The sequence below is a fragment of the Streptomyces sp. NPDC101160 genome, assembly GCF_044768205.1.
GTDB lineage: Bacteria > Actinomycetota > Actinomycetes > Streptomycetales > Streptomycetaceae > Streptomyces.
The window spans coordinates 264,350-288,903 of the sequence record NZ_JBIWPJ010000003.1; the positions used below are offsets into that span (position 1 = coordinate 264,350).

Annotated in this window: 15 protein-coding genes; 8 read left to right on the top strand and 7 right to left on the bottom strand. The window is 73.5% G+C overall.

Annotated elements, in window-relative coordinates; translation table 11 throughout:
* Window positions 1-5 precede the first annotated feature (5 nt).
* Window positions 6-4,403: a hypothetical protein gene (locus tag ACIRSU_RS10640; RefSeq protein ID WP_403790654.1), complete on the top strand. Its 4,398-nt coding sequence runs from the start codon at window positions 6-8 to the stop codon at window positions 4,401-4,403.
* A gap of 89 nt (window positions 4,404-4,492) precedes the next feature.
* On the opposite strand, the gene ACIRSU_RS10645 is transcribed toward ACIRSU_RS10640, so the two are convergent.
* Window positions 4,493-5,374: a LysR family transcriptional regulator gene (locus ACIRSU_RS10645; protein WP_403790656.1), complete on the bottom strand. Its 882-nt coding sequence runs from the start codon at window positions 5,372-5,374 to the stop codon at window positions 4,493-4,495.
* 93 nt (window positions 5,375-5,467) lie between these two features.
* On the opposite strand from ACIRSU_RS10645, the gene ACIRSU_RS10650 reads away from it, so the two are divergent.
* Window positions 5,468-7,015 carry an AMP-binding protein gene (locus ACIRSU_RS10650; RefSeq protein ID WP_403790658.1) on the top strand — a complete coding sequence of 516 codons (1,548 nt, stop codon included), beginning with the start codon at window positions 5,468-5,470 and terminating at the stop codon, window positions 7,013-7,015.
* Window positions 7,016-7,065: 50 nt separating this feature from the next.
* Here ACIRSU_RS10650 and ACIRSU_RS10655 read toward each other — a convergent pair whose 3' ends face one another.
* Window positions 7,066-8,613, bottom strand: a complete 1,548-nt coding sequence (locus ACIRSU_RS10655) for a long-chain fatty acid--CoA ligase (protein WP_403790659.1) — start codon at window positions 8,611-8,613, stop codon at window positions 7,066-7,068.
* A 278-nt stretch (window positions 8,614-8,891) separates the two neighbouring features.
* Between ACIRSU_RS10655 and ACIRSU_RS10660 the strand changes: the two genes are divergently transcribed.
* From ACIRSU_RS10660 to ACIRSU_RS10680, 5 genes are all read left to right on the top strand, one after another.
* On the top strand, window positions 8,892-9,095 hold the full coding sequence (locus ACIRSU_RS10660; RefSeq protein ID WP_403790661.1) for a DUF6229 family protein: 204 nt from the start codon (window positions 8,892-8,894) through the stop codon (window positions 9,093-9,095).
* Between the two features lie 120 nt (window positions 9,096-9,215).
* Window positions 9,216-12,062 carry a type 2 lanthipeptide synthetase LanM family protein gene (locus ACIRSU_RS10665; RefSeq protein ID WP_403790663.1) on the top strand — a complete coding sequence of 949 codons (2,847 nt, stop codon included), beginning with the start codon at window positions 9,216-9,218 and terminating at the stop codon, window positions 12,060-12,062.
* Between the two features lie 93 nt (window positions 12,063-12,155).
* A complete protein-coding gene (locus tag ACIRSU_RS10670) occupies window positions 12,156-12,821 on the top strand; it encodes an MSMEG_1061 family FMN-dependent PPOX-type flavoprotein (RefSeq protein ID WP_403790665.1) in 666 nt (221 codons plus the stop codon).
* Window positions 12,822-12,911: 90 nt separating this feature from the next.
* Window positions 12,912-14,102 (top strand): NAD(P)/FAD-dependent oxidoreductase, encoded by a 1,191-nt coding sequence (locus ACIRSU_RS10675; protein ID WP_403790667.1) that lies wholly within the window; start codon window positions 12,912-12,914, stop codon window positions 14,100-14,102.
* A gap of 10 nt (window positions 14,103-14,112) precedes the next feature.
* Window positions 14,113-15,051 carry a sigma-70 family RNA polymerase sigma factor gene (locus tag ACIRSU_RS10680; protein WP_403790669.1) on the top strand — a complete coding sequence of 313 codons (939 nt, stop codon included), beginning with the start codon at window positions 14,113-14,115 and terminating at the stop codon, window positions 15,049-15,051.
* Window positions 15,052-15,076: 25 nt separating this feature from the next.
* Here the strand turns inward: ACIRSU_RS10680 and ACIRSU_RS10685 are convergent, their stop codons facing one another.
* Window positions 15,077-16,564, bottom strand: a complete 1,488-nt coding sequence (locus tag ACIRSU_RS10685) for a PHB depolymerase family esterase (RefSeq protein ID WP_403790671.1) — start codon at window positions 16,562-16,564, stop codon at window positions 15,077-15,079.
* Between the two features lie 349 nt (window positions 16,565-16,913).
* Between ACIRSU_RS10685 and ACIRSU_RS10690 the strand changes: the two genes are divergently transcribed.
* The gene (locus tag ACIRSU_RS10690) at window positions 16,914-18,344 is read left to right on the top strand and encodes a 3-hydroxybutyrate oligomer hydrolase family protein (RefSeq protein ID WP_403790673.1); all 1,431 of its coding nucleotides are present in this window, start codon (window positions 16,914-16,916) and stop codon (window positions 18,342-18,344) included.
* Between the two features lie 26 nt (window positions 18,345-18,370).
* Here ACIRSU_RS10690 and ACIRSU_RS10695 read toward each other — a convergent pair whose 3' ends face one another.
* The 4 genes from ACIRSU_RS10695 to ACIRSU_RS10710 form a co-directional block, all read right to left on the bottom strand.
* Window positions 18,371-19,828, bottom strand: a complete 1,458-nt coding sequence (locus ACIRSU_RS10695) for a carboxylesterase/lipase family protein (RefSeq protein WP_403790675.1) — start codon at window positions 19,826-19,828, stop codon at window positions 18,371-18,373.
* Window positions 19,825-20,850 (bottom strand): alpha/beta fold hydrolase, encoded by a 1,026-nt coding sequence (locus tag ACIRSU_RS10700; protein ID WP_403790677.1) that lies wholly within the window; start codon window positions 20,848-20,850, stop codon window positions 19,825-19,827. The genes ACIRSU_RS10695 and ACIRSU_RS10700 overlap by 4 nt, the downstream gene beginning before the upstream one ends.
* 13 nt (window positions 20,851-20,863) lie before the next feature.
* Window positions 20,864-22,165, bottom strand: a complete 1,302-nt coding sequence (locus ACIRSU_RS10705) for an esterase/lipase family protein (protein WP_403790679.1) — start codon at window positions 22,163-22,165, stop codon at window positions 20,864-20,866.
* Between the two features lie 193 nt (window positions 22,166-22,358).
* Window positions 22,359-24,473, bottom strand: coding sequence for an alpha-galactosidase (locus tag ACIRSU_RS10710; RefSeq protein ID WP_403790681.1), 2,115 nt, complete (start codon window positions 24,471-24,473; stop codon window positions 22,359-22,361).
* Between the last annotated feature and the right edge of the window lie 81 nt (window positions 24,474-24,554).

Below are 24,554 nucleotides of genomic sequence, written 5' to 3' on the forward strand. Positions count from 1 at the left end.
GACCAGTGCTATCCATACGAAGATCCCGGGTACCGCTCGCGGCTCTGGCGAGCGGAGTCCTCGTCGCCGGACTGGTGCAGACCCAGTCCTGGGCCACGACACCGGCTCCCGCCTCGCAAGCGGCGACGGCCTCCGTGTCCCCGGCCGCGGCCGGACCGGCCACGGTGGCTCCGGCCGCCCGCGACCAGGTCCTCGGCAAGGGGTGGCGGGAGTCCCGCGACCTCGCCTGGACCACGACCGGCGACGCCCGGGGATTCCATCTCCTGACCGCCCGTCAGCAGGACGGCTACACCTGGCGGACCACCGCCACCCTCTCGGAGCCGGGCTTCGACACGGACGCCTGGATCGGCAACGCCTGCGTCACCGGCTCCGGACGTCGCGCCGTCGTCGTCTACGCGCCCCGCACGTTCACGAACGACCAGCAGCTGATGTCCCGCGGCGGATTCACCGCCATCGTCGACCTGCCCTCGGGCAAGGTCACCAAGCTCGACATCCAGGCCTCCCTGTCGTACTACAACCCCGGCTGCGGTACGGACGAGCGGGCGGTCCTGACCCAGTCGGGAACCGACGACCGGCCCGGCACGCGCCTGGTCGGCGTCGACGCCGCGACCGGCGCCCTGGCCCCGGCCATCCTCTCGAAGCGGCAGCTCACCTCGGCGGTTCCGGCCCGGGCCGGACAGGTCGTGGCGGCGGACGGACCACACGTCGTCGCCCTCGACCGGCAGGGCCGCAGCCGCGTCCTCGCCGACACCGACGCCGTGCCCTACCGCCTCGCGGCCGACCGCGCCGGCGGCGTCGTCTTCCTCGACCGGGGCGTCGGCAAGGCCCGGGGAACGACGCACGTCAAGCGGGCGGACGACCCGCCGACGGCGCAGGCCTCCCGCACCGTACGGAGGCCCGCGGTGCTCGCCGAGGGCCGTCTGACGACCACCGGTCTCACCGCCAGCGCCGGAACCGTGTACGTCACCGGCGACACGAAGCAGACGGGGGCCGCGCTGCCCGACGTCGTCCGCCGCCTCCCGGGAGTCTCCAAGCAGACCGTCGTCACCACGCACGGCGACGCCTGGGTCACCTCGACGCGCTGGGCCGACGGCCTGGACTCGCGCGTCCGGCCGAAGAGCGCCGGAGAGCCGCGCAGCGTGGACATCGCCATGACCGTCCCCGCCACGGGACGTACGGTGACGTTCACCGTCGATCCCACCGCCCGGCAGAGCCCGTACGCCGCCGACGGACAGCAGCCGTCACCGCGCCTCACCGCACCGCGCGGGAAGGCCCGCAAGCAGCTCACCGGCACGGCGGCGCACCTGGCGGCGAGCGACCCGGCCAACCCGGTCGAGGACGAGCGCACCTGCTCTGTCCCGCGCAACGATCCGCGCAACCAGGCCATGCAGCCCAAGCCGCGGCAGGTGGAGTGGGCCGTCGACCAGGCGATCACGGGCAACCTCAACCTGAAGATCTCCCGGCCCGCCAACTGGAAGAACCTGGGCATGCCGGCGTACCAGCCGCAGAGCCTCTTCCTGAACCCGGCACTCGACGGCGGCGGCAGGGTCCCGGCCCAGGTCCTCCTGGGCCTCGCCTCCCAGGAGTCCAACATGTGGCAGGCCGCCCGTACGGCCGTGCCCGGCGTCACCGCCAACCCCCTGATCGGCAACTACTACGGCATCAACCTGTACGACGCCGACACGGGCAACGACTGGGACGTCGACTGGTCCAAGGCCGACTGCGGCTACGGCATCACCCAGGTCACCGACCACATGCGCATGGCCGGACGCGAGGACGGGCACGGCGGAGCGGCCTGGCCCTACGACACGCAGCGGGCCGTCGCCCTCGACTACGCCACCAACGTGGCCGCCGGCCTGCAGATCCTCGCCGGCAAGTGGAACGAGACGCGCGCCGCGGGCATGAAGCTGAACGACGGAGCCCCGTCCCGGATCGAGAACTGGTACTACGCCCTGTGGGCGTACAACTCCGGCTTCCACCCGCAGAGCGAGGCGGACGCCAACAGCGGTGCCTGGGGCCTCGGCTGGTTCAACAACCCCGCCAACCCCGAATGGGACGCCGGACGGCTGCCCTTCATGGAGAACGCCTCGGGAGGCGATGACGCCACCGCCGCGGCCCACCCCCAGCTGTGGCCCTATCCCGAGAAGGTGCTGGGCTTCGCCGCCCACCCGCCGGCCTACCTGGAGTCGCCCGGCAAGATGGTGGCCGGATTCCGGAACGCCTGGTGGAACGGCTCCACGGCCGGCGTGAACGTCGCGGGCAGCGCCCTCAACAACCGTGCGCGCGTCAAGCCGCCGGAGGACCTGTTCTGCGACTTCTCCGACAACTGCTTCCCGAACCTCATCTCCGACTCCGCGAGCAACACCACCAACACCACCGGCCCCTGCGGCCGCGTCGACTTCAAGTGCTGGTGGAACAAGTCCGCCGTGTGGAAGTCGGACTGCTCCTACAGCTGCGGCAACGAGTTCCTGCGGTTCAACAACACGTACCCGGAGGAGGCGGATGGCACGGCCTATCCGCCGCGCTGCGGGGACTCAGGCCTGCCGGCCAACGCACTCGTCGTCGACGACGTCGCCACCAACGTCCCGTCCATCCGGCCCGACTGCCCCAAGTACTGGGACAGCATGGGCACGTTCACCTTCACGTTCTCCAACAACGGTACGGAGACGGCCTACCCGGGCAAGGTGGACACCCACCAGCTCGGCGCCGGTTTCGGCGGCCACTTCTACTTCTCCCACACCCGGCGGGACGACCCCATGGGGCAGCGCCTCAAGGTCACGGGCACCTGGAAGCTGGACGCGGCCATCGAGAAGGAGGCCCGCGTCTGGGTGCACCTGCCCGACCACGGCGCGCAGACCAAGGAAGCCCGCTACGAGATCAAGACCGCGAGCGGGTGGGTCCCGCGCGTGATGTCCCAGCCCGGTGACGGCAACCGCTGGGTGAGCCTGGGAGCCTACAAGTTCAACGGCATCGCGCCCGAGGTGCGTCTCTCGACCATCACCGCCAACGGGACGGGCGACGAGGACGTCGCGTGGGACGCCGTGGCGTTCGAGCCCGGCGACTTCACGCACATGCCCGAGATCTCCATGCCCGACCCCGACCCGAACGTGCCGGAACCCGACTTCGAGAACCAGGTGCCGAGGGTCGACCCCAACGGGATGACCTCGTTCCTCGCGCCCGAGAAGAAGCAGTGCGGCCCCACGAGCAGCCGCGGTGTGCAGGAGTGCGTGACGATCCGGCCGATGACCGAGCAGGACCAGTCGCGCCTCGGTGCGCGGGGGAACCGCGCGGTCGCGACGGCTCCGTACCTGCAGCCCTGGTGCGACCCGGCGAAGGTGTCCGGCTACGCGCGCACACGTCTCGGCAGCTGCAACGTCGCGACGGTACTGGCGGAATTCTCGGTGAACGGCTCGCCGATCGGCGTCGCCGAGTTCGCCATGGTCCACGAGTACCAGACCAAGAGCAAGTCCAAGTACTTCACCGAGATGCTGTCCCTGCAGGCGATCAGCGTTCCGCCGAGCCTCGGCACCGTGACGCTCAAGGACTGGACGTCCGACTGCGCTCCGTACTGCGACACCTCGCCCGCGTCCTGGGACATGCCGACCGCCTGGCTGCCCGGCGACACCCACATGGCCCAGGGCGTGCGCTCCCACACCTGGACCAACACCAAGGTGGGCGACTGGAACAACATCGACGTGTACTCCTCGCTCGACTTCACGGCGGCGACCGTGCCGAACGGCCAGGTCGTGAAGAAGGCCATGTGGCACCACCTCGGTGAGATCCGCTGCGACTCGCTCTTCCCCAAGAACAGCGAGGGCTGCGTCTTCCCGAAGTACACGCCCACCCTGTCCATCCCCACCAAGAAGTACCCGGCCGCCGCGGCCTACTACTGGCTGATCCGCGAGAAGCTGGCCGGCCACCCGGGCAGCGCCAAGTACAACAAGCCGCTCCACAAGGAGGGCGTCGACACCGTCGCGGACCGGAACCGGGCCGTCGTCTGCGAGCTGGGCGGCGCGGGCATCGCCCTGAAGGGCAACACCCACCCGCTGGCCACGCCCGACACCAAGGGCGTCCAGTGCGACGAGTACCCCTTCGCGACGACCAAGGAGAGCGGCGGACAGTCGCTGGACAACGGAACGACGTACGGTTCCGAATGCGCCAACCTGTACGCCAAGAAGGAGGCGAACGGCAGCTGGCACCTCTACAACGACGAACGCTTCTCCATTCCGTCGTGGAACGAGGTGTGTGCCCGGGCCTCCATGGCCGGAGCGCAGAACGAGGGTGCCGGAGCCACCGTGTCCGGCTTCGTGACGTCGCTGCGGATGCACGACAACGACCCGTACTTCGTCGAGTTCCCCGAACTCGAGGGCTGTGACCCCAACCTGTACTGCACCATCTCGTAGTACGCGGGTGGGAAGCTCCTGGCGGGCGCCCGGGTGCCGAACCCGGTGCCCTGCCAGGAGCTTTCGTCTTCCCGCGGTCCCAGCCGTACCTAGCCCGCCTCTCGGAAGTACCCGACGGCGAAGTCGCCGAAGTCCCGGGCGGCGGACGGCAGATACGCCTCCCGGTGCCGTACGAGCCACAGCACGCGGTGGCTTTCCGGCGACGCCAGTCGCGCCCAGCCGAGCGTGGCACGCCCGCCGGCGTCCCGCGCCATGGCCGGGAGCAGGGCCACGCCGAGCCCCGCGCCGACCAGCTCCACGATGGCGCCGGGCTCGTTCCCCTCGCACACGATCAGGGGCCGCAGCCCCGCGCCGGCGAACAGCCGGTCGGTGAGCTCCCGCTGCCAGTGCCCCGGACCTGGGGCGATGAAGGGCTCCCCGGCCAGCACGGCCATGGAGACGCCCTCCCGTCCGGCCAGCGGGTGCCCGGCGGGCACCGCGAGCAGCACCTCCTCCCGGAGCAGCTCCACCGACTCGAGACCGGGCCCGGCGAGCGGCCGGGAGGCGAAGCAGTAGTCCGCCTCGCGCGACCGGAGCAGATGCGCCATCGCGTCGGCGGAGCACTGGCGCAGCCGGACGTCCACGCCGGGACGGGCGCCGCGGAAGCCCGCGAGCAGACCGGTCACGGTCATCAGCGTCTCGGCGGCCACCGTCACCGCGCCGCTCCCGCTGCCCGCCGCGTCTGCCAACTCCCGGCGGCCGTCGTCCAGTTCAGCCAGGGCTCGGTCGACGCGGCGCAGGAAGGAGGCGCCGTGCCGGTTGAGCCGGACGCGGCGGCCGCGGCGCTCGAAGAGCTCCACGCCCAGTTCCGACTCGAGGCGGGCGATGGTGCGGCTCACCGAGGGCTGGGCCACCCGCAGTTCCACGGCCGCGCGGCTGATGTGCTCGTGGCGGGCGACGACCTGGAAACAGCGCAGCGCCAACAGGTCCACCGCGGACCCCTTCCCCTCATAACCGAGGAAGCATCATTTCATGGCTGATTCGGTCTTGGACCGTATGAGCGGTGCGTCCCTAACCTCAGTCGCATGACCGAGACAACCCAGAACACGCGTCTGCCGTACGAGAGTTACGTCGAGTCCGTCCTTGCCGTGCTCGCTCGGGAGCCCGCGCGCCCGGCCCTGGTCGCGGCCGAGGGCCGTACCGTCCTCGCCGGCGAGCTGCACGACGGCATCCTGCGGGCGGCGGCGGAGCTGGCGGCGCGGAGGATCGGCCGCGGCAGCACCGTCACGTTCCTGACGGGCAACCAGCCCGAGGCGCTCCTCGCCCGGTACGCGGTGAACCTCCTCGGCGCCCGGGCCGTGTTCCTGAACGCGGGTACGGCACCGGACGTCCAGGCGCGCATCACGGCCGACGTCGGGACCGCGCTGCTGCTCGTCGCCCCCGCCGCGAGGGCCGCCGCCGAGGCGCTGCTCGCCCGGGTGCCGGTCCCCGCCGTCCTCTCCCTCGGACCGTCCACCGTCGGCGAGGACCTGCTCGCCCGCGCGGCGCGCCGGACGCCACGGCCGGTGAGGGGCGCCGTACGCGCCGAGGACGACTGGTGCGTACGGTTCACCGGCGGCACCACCGGGATCCCCAAGGGCATCCGGATGGCGCACGGCCCGTACGCGAGGGTGCTGGCCGGCTACGCCGCGCGGATCCCCGCCGGGTCACCGCCCCGCGCCCTCGCCTGCACCCCGCTCGCGCACATGGCCGGCATCCTCGCCGACATCACCCTCCTCGCCGGCGGCAGCGTGGTGCTCACGGCCGGGTTCGACGCGGGCGCCGTGCTCGCCGTGCTCGCCCGCGAGCGCGTCACCGACATCTGGCTGCTGCCGCCCCTGCTGTACGAACTCCTCGACCACCCGGACCTGCCGGCGACCGACGTCTCCGCGCTGCGCCGGGTGTTCTACGGCGGGACCGCCGCGTCGGCGCGGCGGCTGCGGGAGGCGGCCCGGGTGCTCGGGCCGGTGCTGCACGGCTGGTACGGGCAGACCGAGGCGGGCAACATCGCCGAGGTCCTGCCGCACGAGCACGGCAGGACGGGGCCCGGGGGCCGCCCGACGGCCGGGCGGCCGGTGCCCGGCGTCGACGTCGAGATACGCGGGGCGGACGGCGAGGCCCTGGCCGCCGGGGAGGTCGGGGAGATCCATGTGTGCACGCCCATGATGATGAGCGGGTACTGGCGCCGGCCCGAGCTGACCGCCGAGGTGCTGCGCGACGGCTGGATCCGCACCGGGGACCTGGGGTGCCTCGACGCCGACGGATTCCTGTACGTCGTCGACCGCGTCGGGGACACGGTCATCGTGCTCGGCGGGCACGTCCACCCGGCGGAGGTGGAGGAACTCCTCCTCGGCCATCCCGCCGTCGAGCGGTGCGCGGTGTTCGGCGTGCGCCGCGCGGACGGGACGGAGGAGCTCCACGCCGCGCTCGTCCCCACGCCGGGGCACCACGTGGAGCGCGACGTGATCCGGGCGTACGTCACGGAACACAAGGGGGCGATGTACGCGCCCCATGTCGTCCACACCGTGGACCGCATCCCGCTCACCGAGGCCGGCAAGCCGGACAAGAAGCTGCTGAGCGCGAGGCTCGCGTGAACGACCCGTCTCCCGCCGCACCTGTCCGGCCGTCCCGGATCCCGCGCTGATCAGGTGAGTTCGCGCTTGAGGATCTTGCCGGTGGCGGTCATCGGGAGAGCCGTGACGATCTCCACCACGCGCGGGTACTTGTGGCCGGCCATCTGCTCCCTGCCCCACGCGACCAGCTCGGCGGGGGTCGTCTCCGCGCCCGGCTTCAGGATGACGAACGCCTTGACCTCCTCGCCGTGGCTCTCGTGGGGGATGCCGACGACCGCCGCCAGGCTGATCGCGGGGTGCGTCATCAGCACCTCCTCGATCTCGCGCGGGTACACGTTGAAGCCGCCGCGGATGATCATGTCCTTGGAGCGGTCGACGACGTAGTAGAAGCCGTCCTCGTCCCTGCGGGCCAGGTCGCCGGTGCGGAACCAGCCGTCCTTGATCGCCTCGGCGGTGGCCTCGGGGCGGTTGCAGTAGCCCTTCATGACGTTGTGGCCCTTGACGGCGATCTCGCCGACCTCGCCCGTGCCGGTCACCTCGGACCAGTCGTCGCGGATCAGCTTCACCTGGACGCCCCAGACCGGGACGCCGATGGAGCCGGGCCGCGGCTCCCGGTGGGGGTCGCTGAAGGTGACCACCGGGCTCGTCTCGGAGAGGCCGTAACCCTCCAGGATCTGCACGCGCAGCCGGTCCTTGACCTGATGGATGATCTCGACGGGCAGGGCCGCGCCGCCGGAGACGCCGATCCGCAGGTTGGCGGCGATCCGGTCCACGTCGACGTCGTCGGTGAGCGCGGACAGCAGGGCCCACCACATGGTCGGGACGCCGGCGAAGAAGGTGATCGTCTCGGTGTCCATCAGCCGTACGACCTGCTCCGGGTCGAACCGCGGCACCAGGTGGAGCGTGGCGGCCATCGAGAACCCGGCGTGCATCTGCACGGTCGCGCCGAAGGTGTGGAACAGCGGGAGGCAGAGCACATGGCTGTCGGTGGCCGGCCTGCTCTCGAACATCCGGTTGCAGGCCGTCACGTTCATCATCGTGTTCGCGTGCGACAGCTCGGCGCCCTTGGCCTGCCCGGTGGTGCCCGAGGTGTAGAGGATGATCGCCGTGTCGTCGGCCCGGGTGACGACCGTGTCGAACACCGGGCTCCGGCCGGCGAGCGCGGCGCCCATCGTCTCGGCGCCCTCGACCGGGCTCGGCGCGGCCGGGTCCGCGGTCATCAGGAAGAAGTGCCGGACAGACCCGACCTCTTGGAACGCGGCGAATCCCGCCGTGCCCATCGGGAGCTCGGCGGTGCCCTCGAAGCAGAAGTACGCCGTCACGCCGGCGTCCTGGAGGTGGTAGGCGATCTCGCGGCTCTTGAGCAGCACGTTGAGCGGCACGACGACCGCGCCGGCCTTCAGGATGCCGTAGTAGACGATCGGGAAGTACGGCAGATTCGGACAGCTGAGCGCCACCTTGTCGCCGGGGCCGACGCCACGCTCGACGAGCAGGTTCGCGACCTGGTTCGCGGCGGCGTCGACCTGCGCGTAGGTGAGCCGGGTCGTGCCGAGAACGACCGCGTCGCGGTCGGGGTACGTACGGGCGGAGTCCTCGAGCAGGACCGACAGGTTCAGCATGGGCGGCTTCCCGGGGTGTGGAGTGCGGACTCGTGGGCTATGTGCACGGCGTCATCATCGTCGTCGTAGGCGATCACGGCCAGCGGGTGTGCGCGATGTGCCCTCACCGCCGAACGGGAACAGGGGTGCGCGGCATGACGGTCGCTCCCGCCACCGGGCCCCGGCATCGGCACCTGACCGCCGTTCGACGATTGGCCGGTTCTCGCCGGTCCCGGACGGGCTTCCTCCGGTGGATTCTGTAGCCCCGTGCACTCCCGGCGAATCGTAGGAGGTACCGCATGCCCGTCATCTCCACCACCCGCGCGGACGAGATCGTCACCGCCTGGCTCCAGGGCGCCGAGTCGGCGCTCGGCGCCGACAACCCGGCCGGCCCGCTCTACGTGGGTGGTGCGGCCGGCGAGGCCGCGCTGACCGACGGCACCGAGGCGCTGCTCACCGGCTGCAGCAGCTGTACGGGCTCGTTGCACAGCTACTGCTGCTGACGAGCCGCCGTACGGCACCGGACGCACCACCCGGGGAGCCCCGTGAGGGGCTCCCCGGCCCGGGCCGGGCCGGTCGGGCCCGGTGCGAAGACCGCCCCAGCCGTCAGGAGAGGACTCAGCATGGTGGAACCGGTGGCAGCGGCCGGAGCGGTCGGCGGACCGCCGCCCGAGGGATGGTTCGCCGGGCCGGTGGACGCCTTCGCGGCCCCGCTGTTCGCGGAGCTCGACGCACGGCCGGGGCCGGCCGGACTGGCCGCCGAGGAGCGGGAGGTCCTGCGCGAGGCGACGCGGGAGGCCCTCAGCCGTACCCTCCAGCTCCGGCTCAACCGGGTGCTCCTGCTCGAGCTGCGGGCCGCCGCGCTGGCCGGCGACCTGCCCGGCGCGGACCCGTCCGCACGCTGGGACGCCTTCCTCCGGCACGCCTCCGACCCCGGATTCGCCGAGACGCTGCACCGTCGCTACCCCGCCCTGCGTCGACGGGCCTTCGCCTCAGGACGTCTGCTGATCGAGGGCGCCATGGAGCTCGGCACGCGGTTCGCCGCGGACCGGCGGGCCGTCGCGGGCCTGCTCGGCGGCGATCCCGGACCGCTGCGCGCCCTGGAGCTCGCCCGCGGGGACACCCACCACGGGGGCCGGGCGGTCGCCCTGCTGGTCTTCGAGACCGTCTGCGTCATGTACAAGCCAAGGCCGGTCGAGGTGGACGCCGCGCTGCGCTCCTTCGTCGCCGCCGTCCCCGGCGCCGAGGACCTGGGCGTGCCCAGAGTGGTGATCCGGGACGGCTACGGCTGGGCCGAGCACCTCGGTCACCGCTACTGCTCGGACGAGGCCGAACTCGCCCGCTTCTACCGCGCCCTGGGCGGATGGCTGGCCGTGATGCGACTCCTCGGCGGGACCGACCTGCACGCCGAGAACCTGGTGGCCCACGGCCCGGTGCCCGCCGTGGTCGACGCCGAGGCCCTGTTCACGCCCGACGTCGACGTGGCGCCGAGCGGGCGCGGTGACGCCGTGGACCGGGCGGCCCGGACCATCCGCAACACCGTGCTGCGCACCGGCATCCTCCCGCTCCGCGCCGACGGCTACGCCCTCGCCGGCGTGGACCTCTCGGCCGTCGGCGGACTGCCGGGACAACAGCCGCAGATCCGCGTCCCGGTCATCGTGGACGGAGGACGGGACACCGCACGGATGGAGGTCGGCACGGTGGACCTGCCGCCGGCCCGCAACCACCCCAGCCCCGAGCCGGTGCTGATCCGCCACTGGGACCAGGTGCTCGCCGGCTTCGACGGCCTCACCGGGGCCCTGGCGAAGCTCGACGCGGGCGGCCGGCTCGACGAGCTGCTGCGGCTGTTCGACGGCTGCCGGGTCCGCAGGATCCGGCGCCCCACCCAGACGTACACGGACATCGGCCGGATGCTCTGGCACCCGGCCTCGCTGCACGACCCCGACGCCGCCCTGGCCCGGGCCCGCGACATCCTCCATCGCAACGCCCTCGCCGCCCCGGGCGCCCCCCTCGAACCGGCGGTGATCGACGAGGAGATCGCGGACCTCCTGGTCGGGGACATCCCCGCGTTCGGCGAACAGGTGGACGGACAGCGGCTCGACGCCTTCCTGACGGGGTGGCGGCAGGCGGACCTCACCCGCGAGCGCGACACCATCCGCAGCGCCCTGGTCGGCGCCTATCTGAACGAACGCCGCCTTCCCGACCGGGTACGGACACCCGCCCTCGCCCCGCACGCCGAGGATCTGGACCGGCGCCGCCGCACGCTCGCGGCCGAGGCCGTCCGGACGGTCCGCGCGGCGGCCGTGCGCGGCGCCGACGCCACCGCGACCTGGATCAGTCCCGTGCTCACGGACTACGGCTGGGCGATCCGCCCGCTGGGCGCGGACCTCTACACCGGGCAGGGCGGCGTCGCCGTCGCCCTCGCGGAGTACCTGCGCGAGCAGCGCGCCGGGCGGGCCGATCCCGTGGACGGTGTCGAGTCCTTGCTGACCGGCACCCTGGAAGTGCTGGCCGCCACCGAGGACACCGTGCCGACCCGCCAGCTCGGCGGGTTCACCGGCATCGCCTCGCAGGTGTGGACCTGGGGCGCGCTGCACCGCCTCCTCGGCACGCCCGGTCTCCTCGACCGCGCCCGCGCGAGGGCCGCACTGCTGACCCCCGAGCTCATCGCCGAGGACCGCGCGCTCGACGTGCTCGGCGGCGTGGCCGGCGCGGTCGTCCCGCTGCTCGACCTCGCCGGGCTCACCGGCGAGGACCGGTGGCTGGGCGCCGCCGCGGAGGCCGGCCGGCACCTGGAGCGGACCGCGGTCGTCGACGACCGCGGAGCACGCTGGTCCACCATGATGTTCCCCGAGGGCATCGGCGGATTCGCCCACGGCGCCAGCGGCGCCGGATGGGCGCTCACCCGGCTCGGCCTCTCCGCCGCCGGGAGCCCGGCCGACCGGCGCCGCTGGTTCGAACTCGGCGCCCTGGCCCACGACTTCGAGGAGTCGCTGTACGCGCCGGAGGTGCGGGCCTGGGCCGACGCGCGGATCGGGGGAGACGTCGACCATCCCACCGCGTGGTGTCACGGCAGCACGGGCATCGGCCTCGCCGCCGTCGACCTCCACCGCCGCACGGGCGATCCCCGGCACCTGGACACCGCGCTCCGCTCGGGACCGGCCGGCCTGCGCGAGGGGTTCGGCTGGAGCCACACCCTCTGCCACGGCGACCTCGGCCTCTGGGAACTCCTCCACCGCCTGCGCGGTCTGAAGGGATACGAGGGCCCCTCCGCCGCACAGGCCGACGCGGAGCTGATCTCCGGCATCGAGCAGCGCGGTCCGGTCGGCGGCCTCGCCAAGGAGGCGTTCGCACCGGGGCTGCTCCCCGGGCTGTCCGGGGTGGTGCACCAGCTGCTCCGGATGCACCCCGACGCCCGGCTGAGCTCGCCTCTCCTGCTTGCCCACCCTGAGGAACCGGACGCCCCCTGACGGTCGGTCCGCGCCCCGGAGGACAGAAGGTGAGTGCGCAGGACGGGGCGCGGGCGTTCCCTCAAGATCGACGATCGGATAGATTGCCGGTACGTGACGATCAAGCCGCGGCCGGCCGGCCGCATATTCGAGGCCCTGCACTCCACCGCAGTACGGGACACGGCCGGGCTGCGCGAGATCTACGAGCAGCCCAGCGACATGGCGACGCGCAAGGCGGTCGACCGTCTCCACGACGTCGCCCGCGCCTTCATCGCCCGCTCCTCGCTCCTGTTCGTGGCCAGCGCCGGTGCCGACGGAAGCTGCGACGTGACCCCGCGGGGCGGCCCGGCCGGCTTCGTCTCCGTCCTGGACGAGTTCACCCTGGCCATCCCCGACGCCACCGGCAACCGGCGCCTCGACACCCTGCACAACATCGTGGAGACGGGCCGGGCCGGCCTGATCTTCCTCGTCCCCGGCCAGGCGTCCACACTGCGCGTGAACGGCCGCGCCTGCGTCTCCACCGATCCCCGCCTCCTCGAGCAGCTCACCCCGGTCGGCAAGGCGCCGCGCAGCGCGATCGTGGTCGAGGCGGAGGACGTCTACCAGCACTGCCCGAAGGCGTTCCTGCGCGGCAACGCCTGGAAGCCCGGGGAATGGCTGCCCGCCGACGCCGTGCCGAGCTCCGCCGCCATCACCCTCGCCCACCTGGACATCCCCGGCCTGACGGTGGAGCAGGTCCGCGAGTACGAGCGCGAATCGCTGCTGCACCGGTACGAGTGACGCAGGGTGACACGCGTCACACCCGGCTCCTGTCAGCAATCGGCTCGCTGTCCCGTTCAAGGGGCACGCGAACGAGACAGGAGCAACGTCATGAAGCACCGCATCGTCGTACTGGGCGCCGGATACGCCGGGGCCTTCGCGGCCGGCAACCTGGCCCGCCGGCTCTCTCCCGACGACACCGAGATCACCGTCGTCAACGCCGCGCCCGACTTCGTCGAGCGGATGCGGCTCCACCAGCTCGCGATCGGCCAGGACCGCGCGTCCCGCACGCTCGCCGACGTGTTCGCGGGCACCGGGGTACGGCTGCGCCTGGCGCGCGTCACCGGCGTCGACCCGGAGCGCGGCACCGTCGCCGTGACCGGCGAGGAGGGCGCCGGCGAGATCGCGTACGACACGCTCCTCTACGCGCTCGGCAGCTCCGTGGACCACCGCGGCGTCCCCGGCGTGGCCGAGCACGCCTTCGACGTGACCGGCCTGTCCTCGGCGCTGCGGCTGCGCGAGCGGCTGGCCGGCCTCGGCGCCGGAGGCACCGTGCTGGTCGTCGGCGAGGGGCTGACCGGCATCGAGACCGCCACCGAGTTCGCCGAGTCCCGGCCCGACCTCTCGGTCACGCTCGCCGCCCGCGGCGAGCTCGGCGCCTGGCTCTCCCCGAAGGCCCGCCGTCACCTGCGCGGGACCTTCGACCGGCTCGGCATCACCGTCCACGAGCACACCGGCATCGAGGCCGTCGAGCCGGCACGGGCGATCGCCGCCGACGGCAGGGCGATCCCGGCCGACGTGACCGTGTGGTCGGCCGGGTTCGCCGTGCACCCCATCGCGGCCGCGAGCGGCCTGGAGGTCGCCGGGACCGGCCAGATCGTCGTCGACCGCACCATGCGCTCGGTCTCGCACCCGGACGTCTACGCCGCCGGTGACAGCGCCTACGCGATCGGCGACAACGGCAGGCCGCTGCCGATGTCCTGTGCCTCGGCCGGCTTCACCACCATGCAGGCGACCGCCGCGATCATCGCGCGCCTGACGGGCGGTGAGGTCCCGACCACCGATCTGAAGTACTACGGCAACCACATCAGCCTCGGGCGCCGGGACGCGATCTTCCAGATGGTGGACGAGGACGTCCGGGCCAAGTCCTGGTACGTGGGCGGCCGGACCGCCGCCGTGCTCAAGGCGGGCGTACTCAAGGGGTCCGGGCTGAGCATCGCCCACCCGACCTTCGGCCTGCCGAAGCGCAGGCGCCGCCTGTCCGCCGCGCAGGCCCGGAACAACGTGCGGGCCACCGCATAGGCTGCTCCGCATGGACATCGCAGCCATCGACCGGTTCGAGGCCAGCCGCGGCCGGCTGGCCTCGCTCGCGTACCGTCTGCTCGGCTCGGCGGCCGACGCCGAGGACGCCGTGCAGGACGCCTTCCTGCGCTGGCAGGCCGCGGACCGGGACCGCGTCGAGGTGCCGGAGGCGTGGCTGACCAAGGTCGTCACCAACCTCTGCCTCGACCGGCTCCGCTCGGCACAGGCGCGTCACGAGCGCGCCGCCGGGGACTGGCTGCCCGAGCCGCTCCTGGAGGGCGACCCGATGCTCGGCCCCGCCGACACCTTCGAGCAGCGCGAGTCGGTGTCCCTGGCCGTGCTGACCCTCATGGAGCGCCTCTCGCCCGTCGAGCGGGCCGCCTACGTCCTGCGCGAGGCGTTCGCCTACCCCCACGCCGAGATCGCCGGGATCCTCGACATCTCCGAGTCCGCGAGCCAGCAGCACGTCCACCGCGCCCGGCGCCGCATCGCCGCCGAACGCCGCCGCGGCGACGAGGTGGACCCCGCGTCCGCCCGCCGGATCGTCGAGGAGTTCCTCGCCGCCGCCGTGTCGGGGCGCACCGACCGGCTGGTGGCCCTGCTCACCGACGACGTGACGGCGGTCTCGGACGGCGCCGGACTGGCCAGGCGGCTGCTGCGGTACACGACGCGCGAGCGGGTCGCCTCCTTCGTACGGGCCGGCTTCAAGCCCACGCCGGCGAAGCGGCGGATGGCCGGCGGCACGCCCGCGCTGCACGTCGTCTTCGCCAACGGCTCCCCGGCGGTCGTCGCCGTCCTCGACGACCAGGTCGTGGGCGCCGTGGTGTTCGAGGTCAGCGACGGCAGGATCGCGTCCCTGCGCGGCATCGGCGCCGCGGACCGGATCGCGCGCCTGAACGCGGCCTGGCCGCTCCACGAACCGGACGCGCCCGCCATCGACGCCTGGTGACGCGGACCGCCTCGGGGCGGGCGGTCTAGCAGCCCGCGTCCGCGACGACGTAGTAGCCCGGCGCGGTCTGCTTGAGCGTGTGCGTGGTGAAGGTGTTCCACAGGCCCATGGGCTGCCGCGAGCCGGTGGCGTAGGTGGAGCCGCCGCTCTGGTAGGCGCGACCGGCCACCGTGTGGTCGTAGTTGCTCGCGGTGTGACAGGTGGGCGTGAAGCCCGTCGTGGTCGCGGTCACCGCCGCGGAGACCGCCCCCGCCGTCCCCGTCGCGTCCACGGCCGCCACCGTGTAGCCGTACGCCGTGCCGGTGGCCAGGCCGGTGTCGGTCGCGGCGGTCGACGTGGTGGTGGCCACCTTCGTACCGTCGCGGTGGACGGCGTACGAGCTCGCGCCGTCGACCGCGTTCCACGTCAGGGAGACCGTGGTGTCGGTGGTCCCGCTGACCGTCAGTCCCGTCGGGGCGGGCAGGGATCCGGTGCCGGGGCCCTGGCCCTCGCCGTCGAGCCCCCAGAAGCGTGCGGTGTGGTAGCTGGAGCAGATGGTGTCGAGGTAGTACGTGCCGGTGCTGCCGCACTGCTCCGGGCCGCTGCCCGGGTCGACCGCGAGCCCGTGCGCCATGCCGGAGACGGAGTACACCTCGACGGCCGGCCGGCCGGCGGCGTCGTCGTAGACGCTCAGCGTGGTGCCCCCGCCGAGGCTCTCGGTACGGGTGGGCGTCTGGCCGATGCCCCACACGTCGGTCCACTGGTCCCGCAGCTCGGTGGCGTTGGCGGGCTGGACCGTGGTGTCGGCGGTGCCCTGCCAGATCGCGACGCGGGGCCAGGAGGTGGTGCCGGCGGGTGCGGCGGAGCGCACCAGGGCGCCCCACTGGGCGGGGCTCCTGTCCGGCGGGCTGTACATGCAGGTGTACGCCGTGGACAGGCTGTTCGCGCAGAAGGCCGGGAGCCCGGAGTCGATCGCGCCGCCCGCGAAGACGTCGGGGTAGGCGGCGAGCAGGTTCGCGGTCATGCCCGCTCCGGCGGACAGCCCGGTGACGTACACCCGCCGGCTGTCGCTGCCGTACTGGGCGACGGCCTTGTCGACCATCTGCCTGATCGACAGCGCCTCGCCCTGGCCGCGTGCGCTGTCGCCCGGCTCGTACCAGTTGAAGCAGGAGTTGGCGTTGTTGGCGCTGCTCGTCTGCGGGAAGACCAGCGCGAAGCCGTACCGGTCGGCGAAGGCCGGCCAGCCGGAGTGCGCGTAGTAGTCGCTCGCGCTCTGGGTGCAGCCGTGCAGGGCGACCACGAGCGGGGCGCCGGCCGGCAGCGCGTCCGGCGCGTAGGTGTACATGGAGAGGTTGCCGGGATTGCTGCCGAACGCGGTGACCTGGGTCAGGCCCGCCGCGGACGCCTGCGGGCCGCCGGCGACGAGGCCGCCGGTCAGGGCCAGGGCTCCCGCGGCCGCGGTGACCCAGCGGCGGACGCCTCGGATGAGGCGACGGCTCTTCGTGAAGCGGAGCGGAGGGTGCGACTGCCCCATGGCGACTGCCTCCAGATGATGTCGTCAACTCGTCGTCCGCCGTGCCGGGACGAGCGCCGGCGACCGGTGTGGCGTGCATCATCGGGGCCTGTCCGCCGGCGTGGGCATGGGCGGGACAGCCAGGCTTGCCGGGTGCCCTGTGTGACGGGCGTCCATGGCCCGGGGCCCGATCGGCCCGGTATGGCCGGGGCCCGCCGGGCGGCACACCTCCCGGGCACGCCGGGGTGATGGTGTGACGGAACATGAGCGGTCAGCGGACGGTGGGGTGCGGACCTATGTATCGCGAGGCGGCGACGTCATAGCGTCCCGCGCATCCCCGTTGGCGATCCGCGATCCCGGAGGCATACGCATGCGTCTCTTCCGTTCCCCACCACGCCCGCGACGACGAGCCGGCACGGCGACCCTCGCCCTGGCCGCGCTCACGCTCGCCCCCGTGCCCGCCGCGGCGGACCAGGCGGACCCGGCCGGCTCGGCGCCGCCCGGTGGCCACTGCGCGCACCAGGACCGGCTGCGGGTCCCGGGAGCCGAGCACCAACAGGCCGACTGTCTCGACGAGTTGACCACGGCCGGCACCGTCGCCTCGGGGCACACCGACCCGGCCGACTGGGCCGGGCTGACGCCGAAGGACCTGGCCGTGCCCAGCGGGGTGCCCGGCATCCAGCTCGACGGCTACTTCCCGGACACCTCCACCACCAACAGCAACCACGGCTGGAACCACGACGCCCAGTTCGTCATCCGGCTGCCCGACCGCTGGAACGGCGGCCTGGTCGTCGCCGGCACCCCCGGCAACCGCGAGCAGTACGCCAACGACCGGGCCGTCGCCGACTGGGTGCTCTCCCGCGGCTACGCGTACGCCGCCACCGACAAGGGAAACACCGGCCTCGCCTTCTACCGCGACGGCACGGCGCCGGGCGACGCCGTCGCCGAATGGAACGAGCGGGTCACCCAGCTCACCCGCGCCGCCCGGGCCACGGTCGCCCAGCGCTACCACCGCCCGCCGGTGCGCACCCTGGTCACCGGCCTGTCCAACGCCGGCTACCTGGTGCGCTGGCAGCTGGAGAACCACCCCGAGCTCTACGACGGGGGAGTCGACTGGGAGGGCACGCTGTGGCGCGCCGACGGCCCCACCCTGCTGGACTTCCTGCCGAAGGCCCTCCGCGCCTATCCCGGGTACGCGGCGGGCGGCGCGGGCGCCGAGGAGGCGCGGCAGCAGATGTACGCGGCCGGCTTCCCGGCCGGGTCGGAGTTCCTCTGGCCGTACCACCACAAGGTCTACTGGGACCTGACTCAGCGCATCTACCGCGAGGAGTTCGACCCGGACTTCGACGGGCCGGCCGAGGCGGGCACGCCGTACTGCGCGACGGGCACGCCGGCCTGTGACACGGACTACGACTACCCGGCCCGGCCCGACCAGGTCCGGCAGGCCGTGGCGAGGATCGGGCTCACCGGGCGGATCGGCAAGCCGCTGCTCACCCTGCACGGCACCCTGGACGCCCTGCTGCCGATCAGCCGGGACTCCGACGTCTACGCCCGCATGGTGCGCGAGGCCGGCCGCGGCTCGCTGCACCGCTACTACCGGATCGAGGGCGGCACCCACACCGACTCCCTGACCGACGCCTTCCCGGGCCGGCTGCGTCCGCTCACGCCGTGCCACCGGGCGGCGTTCACGGCCCTCGAGCGCTGGCTTGCCACCGGGCAGCAGCCGCCCGCCTCCGGCACCGTCGCCCGGCCCGCCGAGACGGATCCGGTCGCCCTCGCGAACAGCTGCTCACTGCGCTAGCCGGCCGGACCCCGCCCCGCCGGTCCTCAGCGCACGCCCTCCCAGAGCAGCCGCTCCCGCGCCCGCGGGTCGCCGACCGGGCCGGCGTCGGGACCGGCGGCGAAGGTCATCGTCGTCCGGGTCGTCCGGTCGTACGCCCGCCAGCCGGGGCTGCCGGTCTTCGCGAAGGAGACCCACGCCCCGTGCATGGCGTCCGCCAGGGCCTGCGGCGGGTGGGCGCCGAGCAGCGGCCCGTACGACGGGTCCTGGAGGCGGTCGAAGACGAAGGGCAGTTCCAGGGCGTGACAGGCGCCGAGGGCTCCGTCGAACCGGGGTGAGCGCCAGGCGAACTCGTACAGGTAGGAGCCCGGGACGGACTCGGCGAGGCGGATGGCGGGGACGCGGTAGAACCAGTCGGTCGCCACCGCGTCGAGGAGTTCGCCCGGCGTGGCGCCCGGGCGGCCGGCCCGGTAGACGGGGAGGGCTTCGGCCGGGTCGAGGCCGTAGGCAGCGGTCACGGCGCGGAGTTTCGACTCGGGCAGGACGTCCAGGCGCCCGGTCGGCACCAGGAAGAGGCGGTACTCCTCCCGGTTGCTGCCGATCAGGAGGTCGACGCCGCACTCCGGCCCCGGAAGGGCGAGCCCCGGGCCGATCGGCTCGAAGGGCATCATGTTGAGCGCCGCCTCGCCCCAACGCGCCGGATCCGGGCGGGCGTTGACCTCCGCGCGCAGTTCCGCCTGGGCCGGCAGGAGCTCCGGCAGGGGAACGGCGGCGAAGGCTTCCGCGGTCGGCTCGATGCCCAGCTTCTCCGCCAGCCGGGCCGCTGTCAGCTCGGCGGACTTCGGGCGCAGGAAATGGTGGCAGGCCCCGCTCTGCAGGATCGCCCGCCGGAACAGGCCCCGGGCCGCATCGGTGGTCAGCAGCGCGCCGATGCTCATGGCGCCCGCCGACTCGCCGAAGACCGTCACCAGGTCCGGGTCGCCGCCGAAGCCGGCGATGTTTTCCCGGACCCAGCGGAGCGCGGCGATCTGGTCGAGCAGGCCCCGGTTGTCGGGACGGCCGGGCAGGCGCAGGAACCCGTCCGCGCCCAGGCGGTAGTTGAGCGTGACGCAGACGACGCCGTCCCGGGCGAAGGCGCCCCCGTCGTACGCGGACGCCGAGCCCGAGCCGTTGGTGAACGCCCCGCCGTGCAGCCACACCATCACGGGCAGGCGGGCGCCCGGCCCCGGCGCCGGGGTCCAGATGTTGAGGTTGAGACAGTCCTCCCCCGCGATGTCGTTCTCCGGGATGAGAACGTCGAACGGCGGGGCGTACGGAGCGTGCGGCGCCGTCGGGCCGTGCGCCGTGGCGTCGCGCGTCCCCGTCCAGGGCTCCGGCGGGGCGGGCTCCCGGAACCGCAGGGTGCCGAAGGGCGGGGCGGCGTACGGGATGCCGAGGAAGGACGTCACCCCGTCCCGGGACGTACGGCCGCGGACGGGGCCCTGCCGCGTGGCGCTCACCGTCATGCGGACAGCACCTCGAGGAGCGCCTTGCCGAACTCCTCTGGGCGTTCGAGGTGCACGGCGTGCCCGGCGCCGGCCGTCGCGACCTCCCGCACCGTGCCGCCCGCCGCGGCGTAACGGTCCAGGAGGTGACGGGTCTGCGCCACCATCGGCTGCGCCGGAGTGCCGTCCCAGCCTGGCACGGCGCCGATCGCGCCCAGGTGCGCCAGGTCGAACAACGAGGTGTCCGAGACGACGACGTCGTCCTCGCCGCGTATCCACAGCACCGGCGGCTTGGGCTCGACCAGGTGCAGGTCGTCGACGCGGAAGTGCGTCGGGGCCAGGCAGTTGAGCACCCCGCGGGTGCCGGGCGCGATGCCGGGCCAGGCGGCGGACGCCGTGCTGTCGCCCGGATAGTGGTCGTCGCCGACGCGCGTGGTGAGCATGGACTCGACGTACGCGTCCTCGTGCTCGGGACGCCACGGCGGCTTGCCGTAGACGGCCGCCAGGACGGAGCGCGGCGACAGCGGGGACTCCTCGCCGCGGTCGCCCTCGGCGAGCAGCCGCACGAAGTCCGGGTTGGCCGTGCCGCCGCCCGACCCGGCCCCGTCCGCGGAGTTGAGGATCCCGTCCACTCCGTGCGTGCCGCCGAAGCCGTACGGGGAGACCGGGTTGACCAGGGTCAGGGAGCGCACGGCGGCCGGGCGGTCGCGCAGGTACTGCATGACCACGCCGCCGCCCATGGACCAGCCGACCAGGTGCGCCCGGTCGATGCCGAGGGCCGCGAGCAGCGCGGCGAGGTCGTCGGCGTAGTCCCGCACGCCCCGGGTGGCGTCGACGGGCAGCGGGTCGGTGCCGCCGAAGCCGCGCAGGTCGACGGCGACGGGACGGTAGCGGTTCGGCAGCGCGGTCATCGTGGTGTGCCAGAACACCGAGGAGGAGACGTTGCCGTGGACGAAGACGACGGGCTCGCCCTCGTCCCTGGCCTCGGTGATCTGCTGGGTCAGCCGGGCGGTGGCGATGCGGCGGGTGCGGAGCGTGGTCATGTCCTCGGGTCCTTCAGGAGAGCCAGGTGGCGACCTGGGCGGCGGCCGTGCTGTTCCAGCCCAGTTCGAGGTGGTTGGCGGACGCCACGGTGGCCGTGCCGCCGACGGTGGGGATGCCGGTGGTGTCGAGCGCGCTGGTGATGAAGACGACACCGTCGCTGGGGCCGCGGTTCTCGTTGAAGATGCCGACGATGTCGGCGGAACCGCCGGCCAGCAGGTAGGTGGTGACGGCGGCGGGCACTCCGGCGCCGTGCAGGGTGCCGATGAGCGATCCGGCGTCGATGGCGGCCTGGATGCCGCCGCCGGCGGTGTAGTAGCCCTGGCCGCCGTAGTACGTCGTGTACCAGTCCTGGGCGGCGCCGTCGACTCCGTACACGCCGTCCCAGCGGGCCAGCATCTGGCGCTGCCCGGGGTAGTTGTCCTGACCGCCGGAGGGCGTCATCGAGAACTCCGGGTGCGCGGTGTAGAGGCCGTAACAGGTCATGTGGGAGTGCGGGGAGGGGGCGTTGACCTTGCCTCCGCACTCGGGCCAGATGGAGAAGTCGTGGGCCCAGCCGTGGGCGTACGGATAGTCGTAGCCGCCGTTCGGACCGCCGAGGGTGATCAGCCGCCGTACGTCTCCGGCGTACGCCCGTCCCCAGCTCGGCCTCACGGACGACACGTACGCGCGGGTGGACATCTCGCCCTTGCTCCAGCCGACCAGGTCGACCTTGGTCACGCCCAGCTTCGCCTTGATGACGGCGATCGCGTCACCGACGATCTGCGCCTGCATGAGGTTGTCGCCCTGCTTGTGGGCGAAGCCGACGGCGAAGACGCGGTGACCTCGCGCCGACAGGTACTGCATCAGGCCGGTGGACGGGCAGGTGGCGGCGCCGCAGCCGTAACCGCCCGACTCGCCGGGATTGGCCCAGGCGCGGTCCGCCGTGTCGTTGGCCCCGTGCACGAGGAGGACGGGCGTGGTGCGGCTGCCGGTGTTCCAACCGGGGGCCGAGTAGAGCAGGAAGCGGCCCGAGGAGGGCCGGGACACCCCGCCGAAGTACGTGACCCGCTTGCCGTCCTGGTCGCCGCGGCCGTCCGGCGGATAGCCCTCGGTACGGAATCCGCTCGTCGTGTCGAGGTAGCGCTCGACGGACTCCCAGCCGTTGGTGACGGTGCCGGCCCCGTAGCTCGCTTCGAGGGTGAGGTACGCGGGCGGCGCGGCGGCGGCGGCCGCCGCGGGCGGGCCGAGGAGGGACGCCGCGAGGGCACCCGCCACCGCCATGACCCGGGCGGCACGCAGCCGCCACCGGTGCCCCGGACTCCGTCTGTCGGTCATGTCCCGGCCTCTCCCGCTCGTGCGCCCGTGGCGCGTCTGCGTGGTCGCGTGGTCGCGTGGTGGTCCGTTCCGGCACCGCGTGTGCACACGCTAGGGGGACGGGCAGGCGCCGGGGCATGTGGGCGAACCACACAAAGAGGTAGGCACGCATGGTGGGTGGGACCGTCGTACGGCAGGCGCGTCAGCAGGTGCGTCAGTCGAGGCGGGCGAGCCGGACCAGCCGGCTCGCGTAGTCGCCGGCGGGCAGGCGCAGGTCGATGCCGTACTGCCGGAGAGCGGCGCCGCTGTGCTCCTGGCCCGTCTCCAGGTCGCGGTAGCGGGCCCCGTCGTCCAGGGCGGGCAGGCGCAGCGGGGCGGCCCCGTGGCCGAAGCGGGTGGTGGGACGCCAGGCGAGCAGGGCGTGCGCGGCGCCGTCGGGCGCGGCGTAGTGGACGGCGGTGACGCCGCCGGGCCCGGTCAGCCGGTACGCGCGGCCGTGCTGCACGAGGTGCCGGATCTCCTTGTAGCGGGCCACCAGGGCGGCCGCCTCGTCCAGTTCCTCCTCCGTCCAGCGGGTGAGGTCGCCGCCGAGGCCGAGCGCGCCGGCCATCGCGACGTGGAACCGGAAGCGCAGCGGAGTGGCCCTGCCGGTGGCGGCGTTGGGGCTGTCGGTGACCCAGGCGGCCATGGCCTGCGCCGGCAGGAGCCGGCTGAAGCCGTACTGGATGCCGAGCCGGTCGACCGGGTCGGTGTTGTCGGAGGTCCAGGCCTGGTCGGTGCGGGCGAGGACGGCGAGGTCGACCCGGCCGCCGCCGCCGGCGCAGGCCTCGATGCCCAGGCCGGGGTGGTCGGCGCGCAGCCGGTCCATGACGCGGTGCACGGCCCGGGTGTGGTCGATCCACAGCCGGTCGGGATCGGGGTGGCCGGGCCGGCCGGCCTCGGTGAACGGGCGGTTGGCGTCCCACTTGAGCCAGTCCACGCCGTTCTCCGTGACCAGCCGGTCCAGGGTCCGGTGCGCCCATGCCTCGACCTCCGGCCGGGCGAGGTCCAGGACCAGCTGGTCGCGCAGCTCGGTGGCCTCGCGGGTCGGTGCGTGGATCACCCAGTCGGGGTGCGCGCGGAAGAGGTCGCTGTCGCGGTTGACCATCTCCGGTTCGACCCACAGACCGAAGGCCATGCCGAGGCGGTGGACCTCGTCGGCGAGGGGCCGCAGACCGTTCGGGAAGGCGTCGCGCCGGGGCGTCCAGTCGCCCAGACCGGCGTGGTCGCCGGTGCGCGCGCCGAACCAGCCGTCGTCCAGGACGAAGAGCTCGGCGCCCAGCCGGGCGGCGAGTCCGGCGAGGCGGAACTGTCCGGCCTCGTCGACGTCGAAGCCGGTAGCCTCCCAGGAGTTGTAGACCACGGGCCGCAGCCGGCCCGGCTCCGGCAGTACGTGGGAGCGGACGTACTCGTGCCAGGCGCGGGCGGCCCCGCCGAAGCCCTCCGGGCTGTGGAGCCCGGCGAACACCGGGGTGTGCAGGGTCTCGCCCGGGTTCAGTGTCCAGCTGAGGCCCTCGTGGCCGAAGCCGCCGGTCCAGGTGGTGCGGCCGACCGGGGAGCGGTGCACGGTGACGCGCCAACTTCCGCTCCAGGCCAGGGCGGTGCTCCACACCCGGCCGTGCTCCTCGGTGGCGCTGCCGTCGTCGAGGGCGAGCCAGGGGCTCGCGTGGTGGCCGGTCAGACCGCGGCGGCTGGTGAGGACGGTCTCGGCGACGGGGAGGCGGTCGCGGTGCAGCTGGAACTCGCTGTTCCAGCCGCCGACGAGGTGGCTGAGCCGGTAGTCGGGGAGCGCGGGGAGCGTCCAGGACGCCGAGTCGAGGCGGTCCACGGTGACGGGCCCGGCGTCGCCGCCGGGCGCGGCGGTGTGGGTCAGCTCCGTCCACCGCTCGATCACGTCGCTGCCGGGGCGCAGCCGGTAGCAGAGCTCCGCGGCCAGCGGGTAGTGGCGGTCGGTGAGGCGCAGCCGCAGTTCGCCGCCCTCGACGCGGTGGCCGGTGAAGTGCCACTGGGCGCCGCGGGTGCCGTCGGCGAACCGCACCTGCAGGCCGGCCGGTCCGAAGCGCGCGCCGGTCTGCGGGGCGAGCTCGTCGGCGGCCGCCTCGTCCTCGAAGCTGCTGTCCGCGGGGGAGACGGGGGCGGGCAGGGCCGCCAGGACGGCGTCGTCGAGCGCGGGCCCCCAGTGCAGATGGCGGGGGCTCCCGTCGGCGCCGACACGGAGTGCGTAGACGCTGTTCGGGGTGCGCAGGACGCCGAGCCCGAGAGCGGGATCGAAGGAGACGGAAGAGGTCACGGCGGAGATCCCTGGAGACGCGGAGGGCGGAAGGGCGGTCGTCGGGAAGCGGCCCGAGAGTAGGGCCGCGAGGGATCCGAA